General features: G+C 43.0%; 12 protein-coding genes. 8 read left to right on the top strand and 4 right to left on the bottom strand.

All coding sequences use genetic code 11. The annotated features are described in order from the left end of the window. Complete coding sequence (pgsA, locus tag MAS10914_RS0108330; protein WP_017315464.1) at positions 1–546, bottom strand: CDP-diacylglycerol--glycerol-3-phosphate 3-phosphatidyltransferase; 546 nt, start codon at positions 544–546, stop codon at positions 1–3. Between the two features lie 117 nt (positions 547–663). On the opposite strand from pgsA, the gene MAS10914_RS0108325 reads away from it, so the two are divergent. The 3 genes from MAS10914_RS0108325 to MAS10914_RS0108315 all read left to right on the top strand — a co-directional run bounded on the left by MAS10914_RS0108325 (position 664) and on the right by MAS10914_RS0108315 (position 4,247). Beyond that, complete coding sequence (locus MAS10914_RS0108325) at positions 664–2,100, top strand: aspartate ammonia-lyase (protein ID WP_017315463.1); 1,437 nt, start codon at positions 664–666, stop codon at positions 2,098–2,100. Positions 2,101–2,173: 73 nt separating this feature from the next. Next, entirely contained in the window at positions 2,174–3,145 is a 972-nt protein-coding gene (locus MAS10914_RS0108320) for a DUF362 domain-containing protein (RefSeq protein WP_017315462.1), read from the top strand. Between the two features lie 913 nt (positions 3,146–4,058). After that, positions 4,059–4,247 carry a hypothetical protein gene (locus tag MAS10914_RS0108315; RefSeq protein ID WP_017315461.1) on the top strand — a complete coding sequence of 63 codons (189 nt, stop codon included), beginning with the start codon at positions 4,059–4,061 and terminating at the stop codon, positions 4,245–4,247. A gap of 1,046 nt (positions 4,248–5,293) precedes the next feature. Here the strand turns inward: MAS10914_RS0108315 and MAS10914_RS0108300 are convergent. From MAS10914_RS0108300 to MAS10914_RS0108290, 3 genes are all read right to left on the bottom strand, one after another. Beyond that, positions 5,294–6,448: a hypothetical protein gene (locus MAS10914_RS0108300; RefSeq protein ID WP_017315458.1), complete on the bottom strand. Its 1,155-nt coding sequence runs from the start codon at positions 6,446–6,448 to the stop codon at positions 5,294–5,296. A 361-nt stretch (positions 6,449–6,809) separates the two neighbouring features. Continuing rightward, a complete protein-coding gene (locus MAS10914_RS0108295) occupies positions 6,810–10,226 on the bottom strand; it encodes an acetate and sugar kinases/Hsc70/actin family protein (RefSeq protein WP_017315457.1) in 3,417 nt (1,138 codons plus the stop codon). Between the two features lie 211 nt (positions 10,227–10,437). Then, positions 10,438–13,008 carry a dynamin family protein gene (locus MAS10914_RS0108290; RefSeq protein ID WP_017315456.1) on the bottom strand — a complete coding sequence of 857 codons (2,571 nt, stop codon included), beginning with the start codon at positions 13,006–13,008 and terminating at the stop codon, positions 10,438–10,440. A gap of 347 nt (positions 13,009–13,355) precedes the next feature. Here MAS10914_RS0108290 and MAS10914_RS0108285 point away from each other — a divergent pair, with 347 nt between their 5' ends. The 5 genes from MAS10914_RS0108285 to MAS10914_RS0108265 all read left to right on the top strand — a co-directional run bounded on the left by MAS10914_RS0108285 (position 13,356) and on the right by MAS10914_RS0108265 (position 21,893). Continuing rightward, complete coding sequence (locus tag MAS10914_RS0108285) at positions 13,356–14,642, top strand: purple acid phosphatase family protein (protein ID WP_017315455.1); 1,287 nt, start codon at positions 13,356–13,358, stop codon at positions 14,640–14,642. A 414-nt stretch (positions 14,643–15,056) separates the two neighbouring features. Next, positions 15,057–16,415: a response regulator gene (locus MAS10914_RS0108280; protein WP_017315454.1), complete on the top strand. Its 1,359-nt coding sequence runs from the start codon at positions 15,057–15,059 to the stop codon at positions 16,413–16,415. 291 nt (positions 16,416–16,706) lie between these two features. After that, on the top strand, positions 16,707–17,099 hold the full coding sequence (locus tag MAS10914_RS0108275; protein ID WP_017315453.1) for a response regulator transcription factor: 393 nt from the start codon (positions 16,707–16,709) through the stop codon (positions 17,097–17,099). 60 nt (positions 17,100–17,159) lie between these two features. After that, complete coding sequence (locus MAS10914_RS0108270; protein ID WP_017315452.1) at positions 17,160–17,693, top strand: chemotaxis protein CheW; 534 nt, start codon at positions 17,160–17,162, stop codon at positions 17,691–17,693. Positions 17,694–17,774: 81 nt separating this feature from the next. After that, positions 17,775–21,893 (top strand): GAF domain-containing protein, encoded by a 4,119-nt coding sequence (locus tag MAS10914_RS0108265; protein WP_156818115.1) that lies wholly within the window; start codon positions 17,775–17,777, stop codon positions 21,891–21,893. The last annotated feature ends 30 nt before the right edge of the window (positions 21,894–21,923 follow it).

The raw sequence follows: 21,923 nt of genomic DNA, 5'->3' as shown, positions 1-21,923 counted from the left end.
CTACTCTTTAGCACCTAGCGAATTATCTGAAGTATTGATACTATCTTTTTGTGGGAGAAGATAAATTAAGCCAGAAATTAAAGTTAGGAGAACAGAAACCCAGAAGGCGATTATTGAGGGTAATTGCCACACTTGGGGTAGTGGTGCAATAAGAAGTGCGATCGCTACAATTTGACTGACTGTTTTCAGTTTGCCCCAAATATTTGCTCCCGTAATTTTAGGTTGACTGACGCGCCAACCTGCGATCGCTAACTCCCGCGCCAAGATCAGAAACACTCCCCAAGCAGGAATTTGTCCTAGTTCTATCAAAGCTAGTAACGGCGCAAGCACCAGCAATTTATCAACTAAAGGGTCAAGAAACTTGCCCAAGTCGCTGATTTGGTTAAGTTTCCGTGCTAAATAGCCGTCTAACCAATCAGTCAACGAGGCGACGAGAAAAATTGTTAAACAAATCCACCTAGCTTCGGGTGTTGGGTTGTGTAAACCATACAGCAGAAATGGTATTCCCAAAAGGCGAGAGAAGGTAATCCAGTTAGGTAAGGTCATAGAGTGTGGTTAGTGGTTAGTGGTTAGTAGTACTTTTTGACCACTAACTACTAACTAATGTACAGACGCGCCATGGCACGTCTCTACAATAACTAATGACTAATTTCAAACAATATCATGACTCAACAAATAGATTCCGAAGTGAGAATAGAACGCGATTCGATGGGCGATCGCCAACTACTTAGTAGCGCTTACTACGGTATTCAAACGCTCCGAGCAACAGAAAATTTCACAATCAGCGGCATAAAGCCTTTACCTACTTACGTAGACGCTTGCGTTTATATCAAAAAAGGTACAGCAATTGTCAATGGTGAATTAGGCTGTATTCCCCAAGATATCAGTCAGGCAATTGTGCAAGCGGCTGATGAAGTGCTTGCTGGAAAGTTCCGCGACCAATTTGTGGTAGATGTCTATCAAGCTGGTGCTGGGACTTCCCACCACATGAATGTCAACGAAGTCCTGGCAAATCGCGCTTTAGAAATTCTCGGTGAAGAAAAAGGCAATTACCAGCGCGTGAGTCCCAACGACCACGTTAACTACGGGCAGTCTACCAATGATGTAATTCCAACTGCAATTCGCATTGGTGGCTTATTGGCGTTATCAAAAACACTCCATCCAGCATTAGAAAAGGCAATAGCAGTACTGGAAGAAAAAGCCGAAGAATTCAAAGATATTGTCAGATCCGGCAGAACCCATATGCAAGATGCCGTCCCTGTGCGTTTGGGTGAGAATTTTCGCGCTTGGGCGCACATCCTCACAGAACACCAAAACCGCATCTACACAGCTTCTTCTGATTTAATGGTGCTGGGTTTGGGAGGGAGTGCAGCGGGTACGGGGTTAAACACCCACCCCCAGTATCGTGGTCTTGTGGTAAAAACGATTTCAGAGTTGATTAATTTCCCTCTAGAACCTGCACCCCACCTTATGGCAGCAATGCAGAGTATGGCACCATTCGTCAATGTTTCCGGTGCTTTACGCAACCTAGCGCAAGACTTAGTCAAAATATCTCATGACTTGCGTCTGATGGATTCGGGACCAAAAACTGGCTTAAAAGAAATTCAACTGCCGCCAGTGCAACCGGGTTCCTCGATTATGCCAGGGAAGTACAACCCAGTGATGGCAGAGATGACATCAATGGTGTGTTTTCAGGTGATGGGTTACGATAGTGCGATCGCCTTTGCGGCACAAGCAGGACAATTAGAACTAAATGTGATGATGCCCCTGATTGCCTATAACCTAATTCACAGCATTGAAATTCTTGGCAATACCATTGCCGCACTCACTGAACGCTGTATCAAGGGCATTACTGCCAACCGAGAACGTTGTTTAGCATACGCTGAAGGCAGTTTAGCTTTAGTAACGGCATTAAATACCCACATTGGTTATTTGAGTGCAGCTGCTGTAGCGAAAGAATCATTAGAAACTGGCAAATCTCTACGGCAGATTGTTTTGGAACGTGGACTAATGAGTGAAGCCCAATTAGCCAAGGTGTTAAACCTGGAACAAATGAGCGCGATTGTGCCTCTAAGTATGCAAGACGGCATATCGGAATAAAGAACAAAGAAGGAAGATAGAACTAAAGAATTCTTCCTTCTTTATTTTCCTCCAATTAGTTTTTTATTTGACCATGCAAACTCAAACACCGTCTGTCAGTCTCATTCGCGCCACTTCCTACGAACGGGAAGCACTGAGGGAATCTTTAGAAACGCTGCTAGAACCTTTGGGAGGAATGGCGGCGTTTGTGAAACCAGGAAACCGCGTCCTACTCAAACCAAATCTGCTGACAGGCGCACGTCCTGGTAAAGAGTGTACAACTCGTCCGGAAGTCGTTTACGCGATCGCCCAAATGGTCATTGAAGCAGGTGGCAAGCCATTTTTGGGGGATAGTCCTGCTTTTGGTAGTGCCAAGGGAGTCGCTGTGGCAAATGGCTATCAGCCTATTTTAGAAGAACTCAATCTCCCGATCATCGAATTTCACGCTCAACGTTACCAAACCGTCAGCGAAGAGTTTGACCATCTGCTACTGTGCAAAGAGGCAATGGAAGCAGATGTAGTCATTAACTTGCCTAAGGTAAAATCTCATGCCCAGCTGGTGCTTACTTTAGGGGTCAAAAACCTGTTTGGTTGCGTTCCAGGCAAGATGAAAGCTTGGTGGCATATGGAAGCAGGAAAAGACGCGAACCGATTTGGTGAAATGTTGGTGGAAACGGCTAGGGCAATTGATCCCGACTTAACCATAACAGACGGGATCATCGGTCATGAAGGCAATGGTCCCAGTGGCGGTGAACCTCGTCCACTGGGCATTTTGGCAGCATCACCAGATGTCTTTGCCTTGGATAGGGCAATGGTGGAAATCCTCAATGTTCCACCCGAACAAGTACCCACTGTCGCTGCATCAGTGCGGCTGGGGTTAGTTGGTGAACTGGAGGCTATCCACTTTCCCCACCTGCATCCCGACTTGCTGAAAATAGATAATTGGCGGCTACCAGACAAGTTCATACCCATCGATTTTGGAATGCCCCGCGTCATTAAGTCTACCTTTAAACATCTTTACATAAGATTTATCAAGGAACCTATAAGTGCATATGCAAGGCAATAGTTGGACTCAGCGCCTCATCCTAACAATAAGTGCAAACTCTGTTACAACAATTTCAAAATGGGCAGAGTAAGCTGTAAATACCCTCCGATTGCTTAACCAGACCGCCCTAATTAAGTGGCGGTTTTTTTCATTATTTATTAACCATTAGAACCAAAGCACATTTCAATGATATATTTTCGGTTGTATTTTAGGTGTGAAGCGATTCTTTGGGTATAAGGTGTAGGAGAATTTCTCAATTTTTCTTACTAAAAAGTACATAGGACTCTTGACTTATCAATGTTTACTTGGCAAGTTATCAAATTGTTGTATCCATTGACAACAATCTTTGGGTGCAATTGCTGACGAAGAGTTCATATAACTGCTCATTTATCTGTATTTATTCTTTGTGATTCTGCTGCCAAAAAACTCATCAATAGCCTCATTGTCCCCAAATATATCAACAAGTATAATTACTTAATTTATATTTCTATTTATCTTACTTATACTTACACAGTGGCTTTTCGGTATGCATTTAAGGTATTAAACAACAAGTGATAACAGCAAAATTTTCTCTATGTAAGAGTTTTGGGATAGTGAAATGGAGGAAATCTGACCTCTATCTAGTTCCAGTATGTATAGAATATTAGATAGAAAATTGTAAAATTTAATACTATTGAACAAGTTTATTCCGAAAGCAATAATGACATTGCAAAGTAAAGCACCCAGCGAGATTAATTGCAAAGTAGAAAATTAAATGTTTAATGCCAACTTTGTATCAAGTACTCCATGTATAAAAAAAATAGTATAATTAAGTTTAAAAATGATTGATATTATTTATTGATGAGCAGTATAATCTCAATAAATAGCTAAAATAGTAACTAGACTCTCTTAAAGAGAGCCAAACTAAAATTCAGGGAACGAAATTAAATTTTCTATGCATTCAACTACCCAATCTGCTGACTCTGCCCATACATACTCCCATCGATTGGCAGAGATTGTGGGAACTGCGATCGGTCTTTTAACTCTGACACTACCCTTGTTTGTCATTGCCCACTACTCTTCAAGCAGTGTTCAAAATGACCAGCAACCCATTACCTATAATCTAAAAGCAGATGCAGATTAAACAAAAGTTGAAAAGATAATGTCTGAACAAAGAAAGTATTGAAAGCAAAAATAGAAAACAGATTTTAAGCCAAAGAGGCTGTACAGAAATAATTAGGAAGAATCCAATGTGATGTTTTGTTTTGCGTTAGAAGGAGGACTTTACATGAAGTAGAGTCGTAACGACTTGATTAAGTCTTGACCTCTCCCCGCGAGTCTTTGCGACGGGGATTCTAAACTGTTGCTACAGGGAGGGCTGATAGCGAAGCGTGGTCTTAGCCATAGCCGCTCCCTTAAGCGCAAAGCGCACGCACTCGCGTTCGCTTTTTAGTTTTGGTTTCCCAGATACCAAATCTGGTAGCAAGGGTCAAAACTTGCATACAGACCTTGACTAAGCACAAGCCTAATTGTGTCTCTACTTTGCGAAGAATATTCGCTGCACCATTTAAATCAGCATTGGTTTTCAAATAAATGAACCACATATGCACTCATTTAAACCCTGTAGAGACTAGCAAGTGCAACGTCTGGACAATGTGGTCTATTTAGATGCAAATGGCTGTAAGTTTGGCTGTTGGTATCTGCATAAATGATTGAGTTGTTTTGCCGAGTGTTGCTTTTTGTTTCTGTCCCTGGTTCCAACCAAAGACAACTATCCCAATTTGATATTTGATGCAATGTTCCACAACTTATATCTTGCACCTATCGGGATAAACTAGGAGTAAGCGAATGAAGGGGGTAAAAGCGTAACATCAATTTGAGAAAACAGATACGCAGGAAAATGCAATATAAATTACTCTAAAAGGGGTGAAATAACGTAAGAAGAGTGAAAATCAGTACTTCTGCTTGAAAACGCGATCGCTCTGCTGAGTGATTTGCGTTGCCGACGCAAAACATGAGAGAAAGGGGGGTGAAATGCATATTAATTAAGCAAGAACATGGGCTTATTTATCGCTTGCTACTACAGATCTACCTGATTGGGGAGAAGCTGCACAACTTGCATTTCAAACAATATTTCCACAATTACTTCTGTCTTTTTTGCCAAATTATCTCACGAGTGTCTATCTTGACTCAAGAAGAACGGAAAAGTACGCGACCTGGAAGTACCTCATCGTTAATTTTGGCATAAACTCGCAGACATGCAGACACTTCCCCACGTACCCCACCAATATCTATTTGTAAATCGTCCTTTGACCAGTTAAAAACATCCGCATAAGTTCCCCATAACGGACGAACTTGGACATGATAACCAGCATGGCGGGTCTTCTCAACAACTTGGTCAAGAGTGCGTCGTGCTTCTTGTTGCAGTTTACCCCACCAAGAGTAACGGTCAGCACATGGCAAATACACCAAAGAGTGAATTGCTTCATCTAAGTCAAGTCTGGCACGCAAAGCGACAGTAGGATCGGTATTATCAGTAGTTGTTTGCACTCGCCGAAAGCGGTCTATCAATGCTGTGACATACTTAGACTTTTCTTTTTCATCATTCAAAGACCTGACACCAAATCTATCTACACTCTTCAGTGCGTGGTGCAAAGATAAATCTAGTTCAATAAATTGAAGACAAATAGAAACAACCCCAGCCAACAAATCAAGTTCCCCGCCGCGTGTTTCCACCATCAATCGCTGATCAAAATCAACTTGATCTGACAAGCACAACCCAGTCGCTTTGACCTTTCCTGTCAAACCAGGGTAAATCGATTCATTGCGGGTGAAGGGTAGTGACAAGTGAGATTCCTTATCTTCCATAGCACCTACTTTACTCGCCGCTGTCAAAATATACTGTAGCCAAGCATCAGCCGCCTTCTCAGGAACACGCAGCAGCAAACGTTGTATCTCGTTCCACAAATCAGCATCATTCATGCTAACAAATTGGTAGTGACCGATGTAGTTCGATAGTTCCCGATCTGATAGCAAAACTTCACCAATTTGTTTTAGTTTGAGTTCGCTTTTGAGTTCACTGGTAACAGGTTCTAACACATCTTCCCAAGAGGAACTCTCCTCAGTAGAAAAAACAGTCTCCTCATTCAAAGACTGCTGTTGAGATACTGGTTCCAAAAGTATATCTAATTCCCTCAGCAATTCTTGACAAGCACTGCTTCCTGGGTCTGTGGTGGCTGTTTTTAAACCTTCCTGTAATTGAGTCCGTAATCCGTGCAAACCCAACCGCAGTACCCAAGCTAAATTTGAGTTTTCAATTTTTAATAACTTGCTTAGGTGCTGCATAAATCCTCCATTTCGAGTTTTAAATTAAGTTTTGAGTGGACTCTTGGTAAAAGTCCAGACTTTATGATTTTTAACCACAGATGCACACGGATAAACACAGATAAATAATAAGTAGACTTCTTGCAAAAGTCCAAAAAAAATGAATAATTAACCGCAGATAAACGCAGATGGACGAGCCAGCGCCTTGCGGAGAGAAGTTGCAAGGAGGGTGTCCCCCGTTGTGGCGACTGGCGTGCAGATGAAATCTACTTATGCAAGAAGTCTAGTGTTCATCAGTGTTTATCTGTGGTTTAACTTCAAAGGAATTTATTTATGTAAGAGATTTAGTTTTGAGTTTTAATTTAATAACTCTTAACTCTCGTCAATGTTCTCCAGAAAACGGGTCACGTTCTGCCTTAACATCATTAGGTTGCGGTTGAAGAGTGTCTCGAAAAATGCATCCCTCTTGCTTGAGACATTCTGGATTGTTTGATGTCCAATAAGGTACTTCAAATGCATGCACTCTCAGGATACCTTTTTTGTTGAGAGAGACATAATATCGGCAAGGATACTCACTTTTGACTTCTGGTTCGGGTAATTCGCCAATGAGTTCCCACTTATTAGATTTTGGATTATGAAATTGGAAGTAGAAAGTATGTTTTCCACTGGTAGGAAACGGTGGTAATTCAGCAATTAAACCCATGATTTTTGGCTGTATAGCACCATCGTCATACCGAAAAACTCTCACATCCTTGCTATAGTCTTTGTCCGCATTAAATACGACAGTATGAGCATCTGTTTTCAGAGCATTTGCCGATTCAGCGACATTAACAGCAATATCGCAAACAACCTGACTCTCCTCAGAAATCACTTCTGATGTATTTATTGCTTTTGCCGCATCAATACAGGGAATATTCACAGGAATTAAATAGTGAGGATTTCCTCTACAAAGCAGCAAATCGATATCAAGCTTTTGATTAATTTCAAACTGGACTTTGATATAATTTTTAAAATCCTCCTCACTCATTTCCAGTTTTTTTCTTAGGGCATCACCGTTATAACTTCCCCAAAGTTGAGGTTTAATATTCTCAAAATCCTGACGAATGATGTTGTTTGTTAATTGCAAACCCTGCCAACTACTGCGAAATTTCGCCATAGCATCGTCAGCTTTGAGTTGATATAGTTCTTGACCCGCCTGAAAAATTGGATCTAAATTTCCTCCAATTACCTCCCTTTTAAAAGAGCATGGCAGAAAATAAAAGAGATTTTTGACATCAATATAAAGTTGGTTCGCTCCTCTACGTAGCAATTCTTTTGACTCTTTAGGAGCAAAACCCAGTTGTCTTAGTTTCTCTGCAAAACAAGCTCCAGCAGAGGTTGCCAACTTTGTATATTCGGGTTCAAAGGTAACTCGCTCTTCATTCCAAACAAAATAGTCAGACTTGCTAAATACCCGATAAAGTTCGCGCTCAACTAATTCAAGGTTGCAGGTTTTCCCCGATAAAATCAACCAATCTACTTGCTCTTTATTGTTTGGAGAAGCCAGGGAATTGGAAGGCATGTTTCCTAAAGCATTTTCTATTAATCCTTGGGCTATTCCAACTGCTTCTCGAATCACAGGAGAGACTGCTTTTTCAAATTGCTGGACTGTGAGCGTTACACTCAACTTATCCACAACTTCACTAGATAATTCAATATCATTTTGTTGCAGAAGTTCAGATATTTTTTGCCCATCTACAATGAAGATTGGTTCAGGTGCATCTTGTTGGCGCTTTTGACCTAGTGTCATTTTGGCATTTTCCGCCTGTTCCCAAAGGGTGTAAAAGGTTTGTGCGCGAGATGACGAATATTTCCAGCGGGTGAGTAGCACTTTCTCTGCTGCATTTAGAGCATCTTTGTAAGCGTCGCCTTCGCGAATTTCTTTATCCACACAAGCCAATAGGCTACCAGGTAAGAATTTGCCGTTATCAAGGAAGCGATCGCTCAACTCTTCTGGCTGCACTTTCAACACATCTTTTGGCAAACGTTCCTCAGTCACTGCTGTCAGCAAACAATCTGCGATCGCCGCCTTCAGCAACAGGAACAACCGCAGGGTAATTAACTCCCCACCCAACTGCAAATGACCGGAAGAACCCAATAATTTAGGAGTCAGTTTATAATAGCGTCCGCCGTCGCCTCGGTCTTCCCCAGGCTCAAAGGGGTTGATTTCTTCCAGTGTGAGGCGAATCAGCGCTAAATCGGTGGTTCCGCCACCAATATCCAAAACGAGGACATTTTGCCACCATTTGTCGCCATTGTAACGGCAGCGGGTTTTGAAAGATTCAATCCCCACATTCAAATCACCACCAAATTCTCGCCACAAAAAGAAGACGGCTACCGATATCGCTTCGTCGTAAGCCATCTGCACATCGTCTATATCCAGTTGTTTCACCAGGTTCTCAATCTCGCGGCGTACAAATGGTGAGGCGATCGTTGGGTAAGTGACCACTGCACGGTAAAATTTCCCCTCAGAACACTTACCTGGATAGCGTTGGCGGTAATTCTCAGTCAACGAAATCAGTTCTGCATAAGCAGATTGAAGCAACTTGTTAACCTCAATTGTGTCCTCTTTGCCGTTAAGCGTGACTTCAAAAGAGCGTTCTTGACCAAAATAGCGCTTGGGTGAATGGAGGAACCTCCCTTCAATGTCCTCCCCATTCCCAATGGTGTCTAATCTGTGCTGTCTAGCTTGTTCACCCAAGATGACTTTCACTTTTGCTGGGTCATCTTTTGGCAAAGAAGGTTCCAATTTGACGACTTCTAACTCACTGGGAATTTCATTGAGACGACGGTCTTTGTCCAGTTCTACAGGAATCAAACTTTGCCACTCTAGGGGAGGAACCCGAAAAACCTCGTGATATATCTGATTCAAACGTTTGCTAGCAGCGCGACGAAACCAATCTAAGCGTTTGCTCAAACAAATTTCTATCTGTCGGATAGCTTCCAGCAAATCAGCACTGTCAACACCCCGAAAGAGTTGTTCCCCCAAATTGTGGCGAGCAGAATCAGGGATGGAAACAAAATCTTTGCTCAGTTCAGTTAAAAACTTTTGCCACTCCTGCTCCCAAGCATTACGACCGATACCCATGACATCATCCACGGGACGTTGATTTAACCACGCCGCCATTCGTTCCCGTAACCGTACCTCTTGCTCACTAGGTAAACTATCTGGAGTAACGATGACCTTAGGGTCGTAGAGTGTGACTGTGGAATTAGACGTGCCAAAATCGATGGCAAACCAGCCAGGATAGGTAATTTCTGGCTTCTTGCTTTCTTGAACTGGTTCTGGTTTGTAAAAAGGTCCTGGTAATGGCAATGGTAGCGTATCTCTAACTGACATTTGTATTACGGTATCTTCGATAGGTGCATAAGTCCATATATTGCACTCAGCCGTAGCGTTTTTGCTTGTAGATAAATTTGGATTGCCCGTTTCATCTGAGTCAAAATACTCTACAGTGACTTGCAAAGAGCAGTTTACACCTGCTGGTAATAGCTCATCCCACCTACACTCGGTTTGCCTTAATCGCTGTGGTGTAGAAAGTCTGAGTAGTTTATTAGTACTAAAATTGACACTTTTATAGGCAGATTGTATTCCTGTTGCCAAGTCTGCTGGCGTTCCGCTTACAGAAATATCAATTCGGGAGACATGAGGTAAGTTGAAACTATCAGTAGGTTTAATTTCAATGACTGGCAGAAGTAATAAGTTGTTGTCTTTTGCACGCAGTTGATAGCGATTTAAAAGCTCAATTTTAACAGCCATTTCATCTATTCCTTGAAATTAAATTATGGTTATTAGTTAGTGATTAATGCTTAGTGGTATTTTGGTAGACAACTAACAACTAACTAATATAACTCTTGCAAAAGTATATATTTAAAAATTAGAACCACAGATGAACACAGATAATTCATCGGTGTTTATCTGTGTTCATCTGTGGTTTAATTTTCATTTCTCTTGACTTTTGCATTCTTGTTTAATGACTAATTTCCTCTGGATAAGAAATCGTTGGAATTTGGGAAAGAGTCTCTAGCCAGGGTGGAATAGGAGTAGAGGTTTGCTCTTGTGCAGAGGCTATGTGTCTCAGTAAAGGTTCGTGTTTTGACTTTAAAAGTTCTTGCAGATTGTCTACAATTTCCTTCAAAGCTCTAGAATAAGAAGATTTTACCTGTTTAGTTAACTGGCTCACGTACTGCACAAGGTGTAATCCTGCACTAGCAGTTATTTCGTCTCGCAGCCGTAAAACGGCAATTTGGTGATTGAAGGGTCTTGGAGGAACAGGAAACTGTTTATCAGGACTCCAATCAAAGATTTGACCGTTTTGATGCTTGTCGTCCTTGCGTGCTAGAGGGAATAAACTGTCAGCATTGATAGGAGCAGCACTACCAGCGAGTCCACTGTACTGGATGATGAGGTTTTGCCATTTAATAGCGGGGTCAATAGCACGTAAAAGGTTTCTGAAAAAGCGGACTTGACTTTTCCCAAATTTTTGCTCAATTTGCTGTTCCTTTTCCGGAAGCAAAATTGGACTCAGTTTTTCGCGTTCTAGTTGTACATCAGTAGATAATTTGCTAAACAGGTCTATAACCGCTTCTGTTGTACGCTCATGGGCGATCGCTTGCATTTCCTTAATAGTATTTACAAATGCCGCATAAAAATCATCGCTTTTAGTCGGAATCGAATCGTCAACTTCATCTTCTTCAAAAAAGCTTTCACTTTTTGTGAGGGAGATTGTTCCATTTTTAGTTCTATCCAACAGCAAAGTCCACTCGCTCCAATCAAAGAAGATTTTATTAGTTAACTCATCTTTAACAACATCGCTCACCGCTATACCGTTGCGGTTCTTCAAAATGGGCTGTTTCTCTAAATCTTCTTGAAATTGTCTATAGGTAGTGACTAAATTTTCAATCGCTTCCCGTAAGGTGACAAAAGCCGGGTTTTCCTCAACTGGTATGTAAGCAGGGATTTCCTCTAGCAGATTTTTTAGGTTATTCTGCTCTTTACGCAAAGCCTCAGCAGCCCTTTGAGTGTCTTGTAAAAGTTGCTTCATACCATGCACAGCAACATGCTCTTTGAGTAATGAACGCAAAGAGCCAATACCACCATCTTCAGCATAGTGGCTCAGTTGTTTATGCAGCGTACTGGAAGGAGGTAACATTTCACTCAATTGTTGCCATTTTTTCCGCAGTTCAGACTCTTCAGGTTTATTAGGTTTGTCCAGTTCGCTTAAGAATTCCCTTGAGCAAACGTGCAAAAGAGAAGAAAGTTCTGCCAGTTTAGTCAACCCATAAAGTTGCGACAGCAGAACAATATTCTTTCTTTCCGTAGTCAAATTGTTCGCACTGGCGATGGTTAGTTTGAGAATACTGAGGCGATCAAGAACAGCTTGTTCTGAAAGAAGAATCTCATATAAAAGGTCATCCATGGCGCGTTCATCGCTGCTTGTGAGGGGAATTTGATTGAAGCGCCCTACACCTACAATAATACGATCCCTGAGGTCTTGTCCCTTATCCCGTTCCAGCATACTGCGGATTTTTGCTGCGGTTGCACCGCCAGGATATCTCCCATTCAGCAACAGCAGGATAGTTTGTACATCTGTGAGTTCCCGCAAAGATAAAAAAGCATCCCTCACGCCAGAATCAGCAGCACCCAACCCCGGAAAGTCTAAAAGAACAAATTCATTTGTCCCCTGTAAAGAAGACAAATCCCAAATTTCTTTTGAGATCTCAACTGTGATATCTATGCGGCGAATCAGCGAGAAGCTATTGAGCAAGTCTATATCTGAGGGTTGAGCTAAATTCTCCCAGCGTCTAGGAACAGGTGGCAAACCCTCAAAGCTAAGTTCTAAGATATTCATGGGTGGCTCTGCGAGCCTCAGCCCCTTGTGAGCAGTGCTATTGTCAATCTGGTAACTTTTACCGCAGATATCTTCTCCGTAAACGCTGTACGTCCGGACGAAAACAACCAGTTCCCTGAGGAGAGAACGTAGTTCCAAGCTTTGGATCTTCCATGCTTGCTCGCACCATCTCAAGATACCGTTAATATCAATTTCTCTGATGGGGTGTAAACTTTTAAGAGCAGCAAGCTGTGCTGAAGGGAGTTCTGCGGCTTTTGCTCGTTGTTGGGCTTCCTCTAACATGAAGCGCAGACACTCTTTCACCCCTTCGTAAGAAAGATATTCAACTGTAAACTTGCCAATTTTCGTTGTCTGAAAGTCCGGTTGTTGAACAAGGTGGATAGCAGTGACGTTACCTGTGGTGGGGGTTTCACTGACTGGTAAAGCATCAGCGTAGCCAATCAGACTACCTAAAAGTAAGGTTTTTCCACTACTGAATTCCCCCATGATGCCGATTTTAACTGGCGAGGATGCAAGTTGTACCGTTCTTTGGGCAGCCTGCTCTAAGAGATGGAGACTTTCATAAAGGCTGCTAGGAACCCAGCTATCTTTTGAAGGTGGATTCTGCGAAACCAACTCAAGGCTCTGGATGATGGATTCCCCGTACTCTTTGTAGCAGCGCAATTTTTCTACTGCCATGTCGCTTTTCATACAATTTCCTGATTCAGAACCAAAATGATTTTTCCTTACTCTCAGTGACCTGAAACTCTAGCTGAATGTCCGTAAATACAAGATTTATAGCATCAACCACAGCTGTCTCTTATTTTTTTTAATATCAAAGATTAAACTTTACCAATTTCAGCCATTTGTTCCTTCCTAATGACAGCACTTAGAGGAGATTAATAAAATTAATCTTCAATCTGTAGGTGGCGTTAACGAAGTATAACGCACCAAGTGTTATGGCAACTTGGCAAAAATTAATGACACAATTTCTGTAAAATATTTGTAATAATTTAATTATTCTGTTAAAAAAATTAACATCGGATAGTGTTTCACCGATGATGCTAATCAATCTTGAGGCAGACAAAGGAACTTTCCTTGAGAATCTGCAAATTGTTCGGGGTCCATATCTACAGGTTGGCACAGAGTCTAGCATAATTATCCGCTGGGCTACTGATGCTCCTGTTCAAGGTAAAGTTTGGTATGCAACAAATCCACATAGCCTTGATTCAATGGAAGAAGAAACAACGATGACCTGTGACCACACCATCAAACTTACTGGACTCACGCCAGACACAAAGTATTATTACGCAATTGGGACATCACGGGGAGTACAAGCGGGGCAGACAGAAGATGACTTTTTTGTCACTGCACCATCACAAAACCTCATGCCTGAGCAAGTGCGACCCCTACGGATTTTGGTTTTAGGGGACGCGGGACGTGGGAATGACATAGCAGCGAGCGTGCGGGATGGCTACCTGAAATTTACGGGAACTCGCCATACTGACCTTTGGCTCATGCTTGGTGACAATGCCTACGATACTGGCACTTATGAAGAGTATCAGCGGGGAATATTTGAGATGTATCCCCAACTCCTACGCAGAAGTGTCCTTTGGACTGCGTTAGGCAATCATGACGCTGGAAGTGCTGATTCTTTGTTGCAGACAGGACCATACTATGAGCTTTTCACGATGCCGACTTGCGGGGAGGCTGGAGGTGTGCCGTCTGGAACCGCAGCGTATTACTCATTTGACTATGGCAATATCCATTTCATTTGTCTTGACTCCTTTGGTTGCACTCGCACTCCTGAAGGTGCAATGTTGACTTGGCTGGCACAGGATATAGGCGCATCTCAAAAGGATTGGAAGATTGCTTTCTGGCATCACCCTCCCTATACAAAGGGGTCACACGATTCAGATACCGAGATTGAGCTGATTGAAATGAGAGAACGTGCGCTTCCCATTTTAGAAGCAGCGGGTGTAGACATTGTGTTGGGTGGTCACAGTCACTCCTACGAGCGCTCCTACCTTATTGATGGGCATTATGGCACTTCGGACACCTTTACTCAAGAAATGAAAAAGGATGGAGGAAGTGGGCGAGAAGACGAATCAACATCTTACCAAAAACCTCTTCACGCTTCCCACTCGGGGGCGGTGTATATAGTTGCAGGTACTTCTGCTCTTGCTGACGAGGTAGTTCCGCATCCAGCAATGTATACATCACTGAGTATTCCTGGGTCACTTGTCTTGGATGTACACGGCAAGAGGCTTGATGTCAAATTTATTGATTGTCAAGGAAAAATTCAGGATCATTTCACCATAAACAGAACCATCGCCTTAGCTTGATAGTTATACCAAGTTGCAGTCATATTGTTCTATTGGAAAAAATATTTATTAGGATTGCTTACCTGAAGTGCTTCTTTTTCGCGCTTTTGGGTGAAAAGCTGAGATTCTTACAAAAGAATAGGATTTTGTAAACAATTGTAAAAAATATGGCTTGATTTGCAGTTTTAACGTGGACTAGATCAACTCATTTTTTTATTTCACCTAATGTTTAATATATTGTTTACAATTATTTAAAAAACCAGTGTTTTTTAAGTAAAATTACTGGTATAAGATTGAATTACGCTTATCTACCATAAGTAAAGTAGCGAGAAGCCTTCCTGTTTAGCAATAAACACTGAAAGCTAGAGATTGGGAATAACTGGGTGCAACTTACTTAATCAAAATAGGTGACTTTTAATTAAGGGAAATTACGTAATGCAACCAGGATTTCCAAGCTTTGCGAATATTGCCGAAAGGTTAGCAATATTAAGTCAGCAACGAGCAACAGGAGAGCTTATTTTGTCATCGGGTGATAACCAGTGGCATCTGTATCTCTTTTTGGGACGTGTGTTATACGCCACAGGAGGAGTTCACCGGGTTCGGCGTTGGCACAGAGCAGTGACGCAAGATTGTCCTGACTTAAAATTTGATGCTGCGCTCCTGAAAGAGGATGAACTTTGGGAATATCGCCTCCTTGAGCAGGGTCTGAGCCAAAACCAGTTAACCCTAACGCAGGCAAAAAGCATTATTAGCAAAATTGTTCATGAAGTTTTATTTACCCTCGTAAGACATTCAGACTCAAGAAGCCTTTGGTTGCCCAAAAAACTACATCCAATTGCGCTGATAGATATCAGGCAATCGTTACAAGCATCTGTAGATTTGTGGAAGCAATGGCAAAAAATCGGTCTACGAGAGCTTTGCCCCGACATGGCACCAATTTTTAAACAACCCAATTGTGAACAAAATTTAACGACTTCTAAAACTTTCTTCAGCCTCAGCCAGCTCGTCAATGGCGAAAACACTATTTGGGACATTGCCTTACAGATGAGACAAAGTGTGACGACTATAGCAACTGTCATACAGAATTTGGCTAACGAAGGTGTTCTAGAACTATTAACCGTCCCGGATTTACCTGACCCAGCTCCTCCAGTACCGATATCCTCGCCCTCAACCCCAAAACACATCCAACCTTCGGATGCTCTTATGGGTGACACAACATTGACTGCGTCATCTCAACACTTGCCAAATCTGACAAAAACTCATCCTCGCCATAGTTTACAGTTGAGAGAGGTTGAGGAATACAATTTCGTTGATTCAGTTCAAGCTACTCAACCTCTCTCAACCTTTGATTCTCCTTCCGTGAACTTAGTTCAACCTGAAGCGACTGGCTCTTTAATAGCCTACATTGATGACAGCTACAGCGACAGGGTGACAATGGATCACATTCTTACTCAAGCAGGCTATGAGTTTCTCAATATTCAAGACCCAGTCACAGCACTACCAATATTGCTAGAGCAGAAACCAAGCCTCATCTTCTTGGACTTGGTCATGCCGATTGCCAACGGCTATGAAATCTGTTCTCAAATTCGTCGCGTGTCGGCTTTCAAAAACACTCCTGTGATTATTCTTACGAGCAATGACGGTATAGTAGACAGGGTGCGAGCAAAGATGGTTGGCTCTTCTGGCTTTTTAGCAAAGCCCATCACCCCAGATAAGGTACTAAAAATTTTACAGAGGCATCTACCAAGTCTCACGCCTGTCAAAGTTGAGAGTCTAAAAACAGTTGAAGTTTAGTTTGTAGATGAGTAGATTTCAATCAACGAGAGTCAACAAGCAGTCATATATTAATGTGAAAAAGAAATTTAACACAAAGATACTAAAGAATAGTATTCTTATCAGATGAGAATTATTCAATTTTAATGAATTGCTTGGTTAAGCCTCTTCTTTTATTGCTAATAGATAATGGAATGTCTCATAAAAAAAGCTTATAAAGGAAATATTTTTTTATAAAAAATGATTCAAAATAACGTATTTTTTAGAAGCTCACTAAATATTTGAATAGTCTTGTATTCAGGGAATATTTGTATGACTACAGTCCTTTTAGTTGAAGATAGTTTAACAGAAACTCAAGTGTTAACCCGCTATCTCAAGCAAGCAGGTATAACAGTAGTCACTGCTTTTAGCAGTGAGGAGGCACGACTAAAGCTGCAATTTCAGACACCAGATCTGGTCATTCTTGATGTGATTTTGCCGGGTCAAAGTGGGTTTGAATTGTGCCGAGAACTCAAGACCAATGCTACTACCAAACGCATTCCAGTGGTGATATGTTCAACCAAAGGAACCGAAGCTGACAAACTCTGGGGTAAGATGTTGGGAGCTGATGCTTACATTCCTAAGCCAGTAGACCAGCAACAACTGGTTCAAACAATTCAGCAATTAACTTCCGGCTTTCAACAGCAGAGTGGGCGAATCAATTAAAAATTCCATTTTTTTAATTGAGTTGTTAATTACAAATGACGAATTATCTAAAGAGAATTTATGCAGACAGATAAGAAATCTGTACTAGCAGTGACTAGTCTTGACCCACTGGGACTAGAGCCACTACCCCCAGAAACCAAACTTTCTAAATTGCTTCGCTTTCCCCTTGGAATTCAAGATATTGGTCTATTGCCTCTAGAGCAAATTACAGAAATTATCAGGGTTAATTTAACAGAAATTCTACCTGTTCCTGAAATGCCTAGTTGCATTTTGGGAATTTGCAACTGGCGGGGAGAAATGCTGTGGCTTTTAGACTTAAACCATCTTGTTGGCTATCCTCCGCTCACTGCTGCAGTATCCCCTGTAGCAATGGTGGTTACGGTCAATCAATATACTGTGGGTTTAGTAGTGCCGCAAGTTGATGATATTGAGTTACACGACTTGCAACAACTTCAAAGAGCTTCATCTGGCTTATTTCCTCCCAAACTCCTGCCTTTTGTACTAGGGGCTTTGCCGAATGGCAGTACAGTTTTAGATGTCACAGGTATTACTCGGTATCCCCTGTGGCAGATACATCGAACAGGAGTTTCTTAAAAGTCTTGGATATCATTTCATTTCGACAGCTGAAGAAACCAAATTAATCAAGATAGGGATATGATCCCCAAGGATTTAGGTATGGTCTTACAGGATTTTGAGCAAACTGAGCAAATACTCAATTCTCAGTCCCAGAATGGCAATGGGGATGCTGGTTTCAAAGGGATGGAGCCACACCAAGCTTTGGAATTAGTGACAGCCATCAAAGCAGACCTCGAACAAATAGGATATTCGGTCAAACCTGAAGCTCAACAGAAAGTTCTCCATCTCGAAAAGTGGGTTCAACACTTGCAAACAGAGTATCAGGCTAATCTAGCTGTCACTGGTGAGCAAAACTTAAAGCACGAACGGCAAAAGTTATTTACCATCGTCAATCAAATGCGCCAAGCAGCAAATATTGACGACCTGTTGAGAACTACAGTAACTGCGGTTCGTAAGCTTTTACAGGTAGACCGGGTATTGATTTACCGTTTCCAGTCAGAAAACCAGGGCACGGTACTGGCTGAATCGATGGTGTCTGGTTATACTCCCAGCTTGGGACAGTCCTTAAGCGCCATCGCCTTTTGGGCAGCTCCCTCTGGGAGCATTGCCTTTGGCGGTGAAAATCAACAGGACTATCAGCAACAGCAAGTATTAGCCTTAGATGATATCCACGAAATAGCTCTAAGTCCCTACCAACTGCAACTGCTAACACAGTTCCAAGTTAAAGCTAGCCTGAGTCTGCCGATTGTGGTAAATGGGACGGAGAATTCCCTCAACGGAAGGAACCACGTAAAAGAATCCTCGCTGTGGGGCTTGCTCGTGGTGCAGCAATGCTCTGGTTCCCGCCAATGGCAGGAAGCTGAAATCAGCCTGCTTTACCAGATTGTCACCGAACTGACTCTCATCCTACAGCCAGCAGAATTTCGCGCCCAACTACAAAAACAGGCGCTCACAGAAAAAGTCATAGCCAAAGCGATAGACAAGATCCGCCAGTCCTTGAACTTGGAGACAATTTTCAAGACCACCGCTAAAGAAGTTCGACACCACCTCATGGCTGACCGGGTAGGTGTGTTTCGCTTTTATCCTGAATCCGGCTTTGATGATGGGGAATTTGTGTCTGAAGATGTGAAATCAGGCTATAGTTCAGCGCTGGCTGCAAAGGTTCACGACCACTGCTTTGGCGAACAGTATGCCGCTCACTACGCCAAAGGACAAATTCAGGCGGTTGCTGATATCTACAATGCAAACTTAAGCGATTGCCATATCGACATTCTGTCGCAGTTTCAAGTTCGAGCCAACCTCATTGTGCCGCTCCTGAAAGGACGTGAACTGTGGGGATTGCTATGCATTCATCAATGCAGTAACTCCCGTCAATGGCAGCAGGATGAGATTGAGTTTGCCAAACAGATTGCAGATCAGTTTAGCGTGGCTCTACAGCAGGCGGAGTACCTAGAGCAGCTACGGGAGCAATCCACCCAGATGACCAAAGTCGCAGAGCGAGATCGAGCGTTAGCGATCGTCTTCGACAAGATTCGCGCCTCTTTGGACATCAACACTATTTTCAAGACGACAACTCAAGAAGTCCGAGTTCTGGTGCAAGCTGAACGTGCGGTTATCTATCGCTTCGAGCCTGATTGGAGCGGTGAGTTTGTTGCCGAATCAGTATCCAGTGGATGGAAATCTCTGATGCAGGAGCAACTCGATAATCCTATCCTACGAGAAAATATCAGCGAATGCAGTGCAAAAATCCTGGGCGCTGGAAAAACTCGTGTTGCAGACACCTATCTGCAACAAACTCAAGGGGGATCATTTTCTCCAAAAGCAAACTTTAGGGTTGTGAGCGATATTTACCAAGCAGGGTTTTCACCTTGTTACATTGAGAGCTTGGAACGGTATCAAGCAAGAGCATATGTCATTGCTCCGATTGTCAAAGGAGAGAGGCTTTGGGGTCTGTTGGCGGTATATCAAAACTCTAATCCACGTCAGTGGGAAGAAGGAGAAATCACAGTTCTGACCCAAATTAGTAATCAACTGGGCATAGCCATACAGCAAGCAGAGTATCTCAAACAACTACAGGAGCAATCCACCCAGATAGCCAAAGCTGTAGAGCGAGAACGAGCAGCAGCCAAGGTGATCGATAAGATTCGCCAGACATCAGACATTGACACTATTTTCAAGACAACAACACAAGAAGTTAGGAAACTTCTGAGCGTGGAGCGAGTGACTGTTTATAAGTTTCGTCCAGATTATTTCGGTGACTTTATTGTTGAATCGGAGTCTGCGGGATGGCCCAAATTAGTCGGCAGTGGTTGGGAAGACCCTTATTTGAACGAACACCAAGGCGGCAGATTCCGCAACAATGAACCTTTTGTTGTGGATGATATCTACAATGGCAATCTCACCGATTGCCATGTAGAAGCCCTAGAGGAATTTGGAGTCAAATCCTGCATGGTGGTTTCTATATTCCAAGGACAGAAGCTCTGGGGTTTGTTGTCAGCGTTTCAACACAGTGGAGTACGGCACTGGGAAGAGGTGGAAGTCAAGGTACTCATGCAAATTGGCTCTCAGTTAGGAGTGGCTGTGCAGCAGGCTGAGTATATTGAGGAACTGCGCGTGCAGTCACAACAGTTAGCTAAGTCGGTCGAACAGGAGACAATTTACAGTAAACTGGTCTACCGACTCGGGTTAGCTCTGATTCAAGAGAATTTTTCACTGGACAACCTGTTAAAGTTGGCTGTTCAAGAATTACGCAGACAGTTGAAGACCGACAGGGTAGGTGTTTACCGCTTTGATCCTGACTGGAGCGGTGAATTTGTGGTCGAGGATGTTGGTAGCGATTGGGTCAGAGTTGTGGGAACTGAGCTAGCTCGAGCTGAAGATACCTATCTTCAAGAAACGAAGGGCGGTCGATATCGTCGCAAAGAAACTCTCAGTATAGAGAACGTCCGAACTTCTGGGCATCAGGAATGCCACATCCAAATACTGGAACGATGGGAAACTAAGGCTTATATGATTGCTCCCATCTTCAAAGGCGACCAACTCTGGGGGCTATTAGGAGCTTATCAAAATGATGGACCGCGTTCTTGGGAGCAGATAGATGTCAACTTACTAGCTCAGGTAGGGGTACAAATCGGTCTTGCCTTACAACAAGCGGAATACTTGGAGCAACTGAGAAATCAAGCACAGCAATTGACACAAGCAAGCGCAAGGGAAAGAGCCGCCAAAGAGCAACTCCAACGAGAGGTTATTCAGTTGCTGTCGGCAGTCCAACCAGCACTGCAAGGAAACCTCACAGTCCGGGCACCCATAACAGAAGGAGAAGTGGGGACGATCGCCGACGCCTACAATATCACCCTGCAAAGCCTGCGAAAAATCGTTATGCAGGTGCAGACAGCTTCGAGGAAACTTGCTCAAACCTCTCAAGTCAGCGAATCTTCTATCGTTGGTTTATCCACCCAAGCACAGCAGCAGTTTCAGTCTTTAACTCATGCTTTGGAACAAATCCAAACCATGGTCAATTCCACAAAAGCCGTAACAACGAATGCCCAACAAGTGGAACAAGCAGTGCAGGTGGCAAACCAAACCATTCAGCAAGGAGATGCGGCGATGAACCGCACTGTGGACGGAATTCTTGACATCCGAGAGACAGTGGCGGAAACCAGTCAGCGCCTCAAGCGCTTTTCGGAATCTTCTCAGAAGGTTTCCAAAGTCGTGAATTTGATTAGCAACTTTACAACTCAAACCCAACTGCTTGCCCTAAACGCCGCAATTGAAGCAACCAGAGCCGGACAATACGGGCGCGGTTTTGCCGTTGTCGCTGATGAGGTGCGTTCTTTAGCGCGTCAGTCTGCTGAAGCAGCTACTGAAATAGAGCAGCTGGTTGAGGACATCCAAAAAGGCACAGCAGAGGTTTCCATAGCAATGGAAAATGCCATTCAGCAGGTCGCGACAGGAACAACACAGGCACACGAAGCTCGTCAGAATCTGAACGCGATTGTTGCAGCCACAACCCAAATCAGCCAGCTTGTGGACAGTATCACCCAAGCAACGCAGGTACAAAGTCAGCAGATTGAATCAGTCACGCAAACCATGACAGACGTAGCAGCGATCGCTAACCAAACCAAGGAGGATTCCATCGACATTTCCACATCCTTTAAGGAACTCCTAGCAATGGCTCAAAACCTCCAGGATAGTGTTGACCAGTTCAAGGTTGATTAAAAGGTTAGTGGTGAGTGGTTAGTGGTTAGT

It is taken from the genome of Mastigocladopsis repens PCC 10914, from assembly GCF_000315565.1.
Classification (GTDB): Bacteria; Cyanobacteriota; Cyanobacteriia; order Cyanobacteriales; family Nostocaceae; genus Mastigocladopsis; species Mastigocladopsis repens.
This window is presented reverse-complemented; position numbering and strand designations above follow the sequence as displayed.

Bases quoted from the DNA above. Each gene is read 5' to 3' on its own strand.
- pgsA (WP_017315464.1), bottom strand. From the start codon at position 546: ATGACCTTACCTAACTGGATTACCTTCTCTCGCCTTTTGGGAATACCA.
- MAS10914_RS0108325 (WP_017315463.1), top strand. From the start codon at position 664: ATGACTCAACAAATAGATTCCGAAGTGAGAATAGAACGCGATTCGATG.
- MAS10914_RS0108320 (WP_017315462.1), top strand. From the start codon at position 2,174: ATGCAAACTCAAACACCGTCTGTCAGTCTCATTCGCGCCACTTCCTAC.
- MAS10914_RS0108315 (WP_017315461.1), top strand. From the start codon at position 4,059: ATGCATTCAACTACCCAATCTGCTGACTCTGCCCATACATACTCCCAT.
- MAS10914_RS0108300 (WP_017315458.1), bottom strand. From the start codon at position 6,448: ATGCAGCACCTAAGCAAGTTATTAAAAATTGAAAACTCAAATTTAGCT.
- MAS10914_RS0108295 (WP_017315457.1), bottom strand. From the start codon at position 10,226: ATGGCTGTTAAAATTGAGCTTTTAAATCGCTATCAACTGCGTGCAAAA.
- MAS10914_RS0108290 (WP_017315456.1), bottom strand. From the start codon at position 13,008: ATGAAAAGCGACATGGCAGTAGAAAAATTGCGCTGCTACAAAGAGTAC.
- MAS10914_RS0108285 (WP_017315455.1), top strand. From the start codon at position 13,356: ATGATGCTAATCAATCTTGAGGCAGACAAAGGAACTTTCCTTGAGAAT.
- MAS10914_RS0108280 (WP_017315454.1), top strand. From the start codon at position 15,057: ATGCAACCAGGATTTCCAAGCTTTGCGAATATTGCCGAAAGGTTAGCA.
- MAS10914_RS0108275 (WP_017315453.1), top strand. From the start codon at position 16,707: ATGACTACAGTCCTTTTAGTTGAAGATAGTTTAACAGAAACTCAAGTG.
- MAS10914_RS0108270 (WP_017315452.1), top strand. From the start codon at position 17,160: ATGCAGACAGATAAGAAATCTGTACTAGCAGTGACTAGTCTTGACCCA.
- MAS10914_RS0108265 (WP_156818115.1), top strand. From the start codon at position 17,775: ATGGTCTTACAGGATTTTGAGCAAACTGAGCAAATACTCAATTCTCAG.